We start from the raw sequence: 2,966 nt of genomic DNA on the forward strand, positions 1-2,966 counted from the left end.
ATTGACCGGTCATGTCAAATCTGGAAAATTACTCCACACTTACCTTTGTAGGGTGGGTATCGCCCACTCTAATGGCACTTTATCTATTTGTCTGACTAAATGATCGACCATTAGGTAGGTAGACTTAATGAAATGGAGCTAAGTTTCCGGGGTTCAACTACGCTCAGCCCTCTTCTCCTAAGGATTGGAGCATTGAGCGACGTCGAAATGCCTGCCAATAGCTACATCCTCCCACTTACCAGGGTAACGGACTACCGTCCCAGGAGAAGAATCCACCACTATTGACGGTATCAAGATTGTCGATCACGTCCATGAGTTGCTGAACCGTGCGATCGCAGGAAAATAATTTTTCGGGAGGAACACTTCGCTGAAAGGGTTTGGACAGACGGGTGTCGGTTGTTCCAGGGTGGAGGGTGACGAGGATGGTCTTGGCTCGCTTGCGCTGATATTCGATCGCTGCGGTATGCATGAACATATTGAGGGCGGCTTTGGAGGCGCGGTAGCCGTACCAGCCGCCGCTATAGTTATCGCCAATACTGCCAACCTTGGCGGAAATGGTGGCAAACACACTGCGATCGCTATGGGAAAGCAGGGGCAAGAGGTGTTTTGCCAACAGAATCGCACCAATGCTGTTCACCTCAAAGTAGCGCAGCAGGTGTTCGCGGTTAATCTGCCGCAGGCTTTTCTCCGGCTGTAAATCGCCGTCGTGCAGTAAGCCCACGCAGTTCACCACCAAATGTAAAGAAGGCGTGGTGCAGCTGATATGAGCAATCGCTTCCTCAATCTGGGTTTCATCCGTTAGGTCTACGGGCAAGCAGGTTAACCGATCATCAGCGATCGCCAGCAGATTTCCTGCTGAATGAGGCGATCGATAGGTAGCATAAACCTGGGCGGTCGTCTGCTGCTGCAAAAGATACTGCACAAAGCCTAAACCAATGCCCTGACTTGCTCCCACAATTAGTGCATGAATCACCGCTGCCGCCGTCCTTAAAACACAACTTGTTCTATTGTGACGTAGCTTAGCGATCGCTGCCGGTACGATCTCCACCGACGATGAGACTTTGACCTGAGACCATGACCTGAGACAATAGAAATACTTCACTTCTCGCCAACCATTCACCTATGACCGCGCTGCCCTCCGATTCCATCACTGTTGTCATTTCAGAGCTTGTTGAACCGACACGCATTCATGACTATGAAGCCTGGACACAGGGATTTAACCAAGCTGCCCAGCAGTTTGACGGATTTTTGGGTGTAGAGATTATTCGTCCCCGCGATCACGATTTTCCAGAATATGTGATTATCATCCGATTTGATAGCTACACCCATTTGCGTGAGTGGCTCACCTCACCCACCTATCATCAATGGCGATCGCGATCGCCAGAGTTTGTGGCGGCTCGCTCTCAGCAAGAGCTATCCAGCAGTCTAGAGCTATGGTTTACGCTGCCCTCGAACTCAGCACCCAAGTATTCCCAGCCCGCTTACTATAAGCAAGTTATCTTGGGCGTCATCGCTGTTTATCCCCTAATCCTCCTGTCTAACCTAGTGTTTTCTCCCTTAGTCGGAAATTGGCCGCTGTGGGCAGGGCTATTGCTGACCGTACCTGTCGTTTCCGCCTTACTCACCTATCCAGTTATGCCTTGGCTCACCAAGCTATTTAGCCCTTGGCTCTATCCATCTTTATCTAAGCGCGATCGCCCTTCTATGCGTTAATTATATGATTGGTACAGGCGATGGTTGTCGATCTAGTCCTTACTAAGCGACTTAATATGGGGCATGATGGAAAATAAACTTAAAAGATAAACCTCAACGATGACTCAAATGATAATTGATCTACGTAGCGATACAATTACCCAGCCTACCCCAGAGATGCGTCAGGCGATCGCCCAAGCGCCGGTGGGCGATGATGTTCTGGGTGATGATCCCACAGTGCAAGCGCTAGAAACCTATGTGGCTCAGCTTTTGGGAAAAGAGGCAGCGGTCTATATGCCGTCGGGCACGATGACCAATCAAGTGGCTCTGCGGGTGCATACGGAGCCGGGAGATGAGGTGATTCTGGAAGCGGAAGCGCATATCTATTACTATGAAGGCGGTGGGCCGGCGGCTCTTTCTGGGGTCATGTGTCGCTTAGTGGCTGGACAACAGGGCATTTTCACGGCTCAGGATTTAATATCGGTGCTGCGGCCGTCCGATCCTCATTTTCCTCGCACCCGCCTGGTTTGTTTAGAAAATACCCATAATCGCGGCGGCGGTCGTATCTTTCCTTTGGCAGACATCCAGGCTATTGCGGAGATCTGTCGCGATCGCCATCTAAACCTGCATCTAGACGGAGCCCGCTTTTGGAATGCTTGTGTAGCGACAGGTCTATCGCCCGCAGACTATGCTGCCCCCTTTGACACCATCAGCGTCTGTTTCTCGAAGGGTTTAGGTGCGCCGGTGGGGTCTGCGTTGGTCGGATCAGCGGCAGATATGCAGCGCGCTCGACGGTTTCGTAAGCTATTCGGCGGTGGAATGCGTCAGGCCGGCCTCTTGGCTGCCGGTGCCCTCTATGCCCTGCAGCATCACTACGATCGCCTGGCTGATGACCACGCCCACGCGCAAATTCTGGCTCAATCTCTGGCTGAAATTCCCGGTATTCAGGTGCATCCTGCGCATGTACAGACCAATATCGTCGTGTTCCAAACGCCCGGTCGAGATGCTGTGGTGGTAGCCGAACAGCTTGATCAGCAAGGCGTTAGGGTCTTGCCCGTTGGCCCCCACGCCCTGCGGGCCGTGACAAACTTGATGGTGTCTAGGGCACAGAATCAACAGGTGCCGGAACGGGTGCAGGCTGTGTTGGGGGCAGGCATCGCCCTATCCTAGGTTAGGAACTCTTTTCTGTATCATCTCTGTAATACTTCCAGGGTAATTCGGAGAGACTAGGATATAGTTGGAAAGCCTTGATGTTCATGGATAATTAACCGACA

At 51.9% G+C, this 2,966-nt stretch carries 3 protein-coding genes; 2 read left to right on the top strand and 1 reads right to left on the bottom strand.

What is annotated here, in order from left to right; all coding sequences use genetic code 11:
• Positions 1–235: 235 nt before the first annotated feature.
• Positions 236–1,048 (bottom strand): SDR family NAD(P)-dependent oxidoreductase, encoded by an 813-nt coding sequence (locus tag V6D20_07400; GenBank protein ID HEY9815609.1) that lies wholly within the window; start codon positions 1,046–1,048, stop codon positions 236–238.
• 74 nt (positions 1,049–1,122) lie between these two features.
• On the opposite strand from V6D20_07400, the gene V6D20_07405 reads away from it, so the two are divergent.
• Both V6D20_07405 and V6D20_07410 read left to right on the top strand, forming a co-directional pair.
• Positions 1,123–1,713 (top strand): antibiotic biosynthesis monooxygenase, encoded by a 591-nt coding sequence (locus V6D20_07405; protein HEY9815610.1) that lies wholly within the window; start codon positions 1,123–1,125, stop codon positions 1,711–1,713.
• Positions 1,714–1,812: 99 nt separating this feature from the next.
• Positions 1,813–2,862, top strand: a complete 1,050-nt coding sequence (locus V6D20_07410) for a GntG family PLP-dependent aldolase (protein ID HEY9815611.1) — start codon at positions 1,813–1,815, stop codon at positions 2,860–2,862.
• The last annotated feature ends 104 nt before the right edge of the window (positions 2,863–2,966 follow it).

The sequence above is a fragment of the Candidatus Obscuribacterales bacterium genome (genome assembly GCA_036703605.1).
Lineage (GTDB): Bacteria > Cyanobacteriota > Cyanobacteriia > RECH01 > RECH01 > RECH01.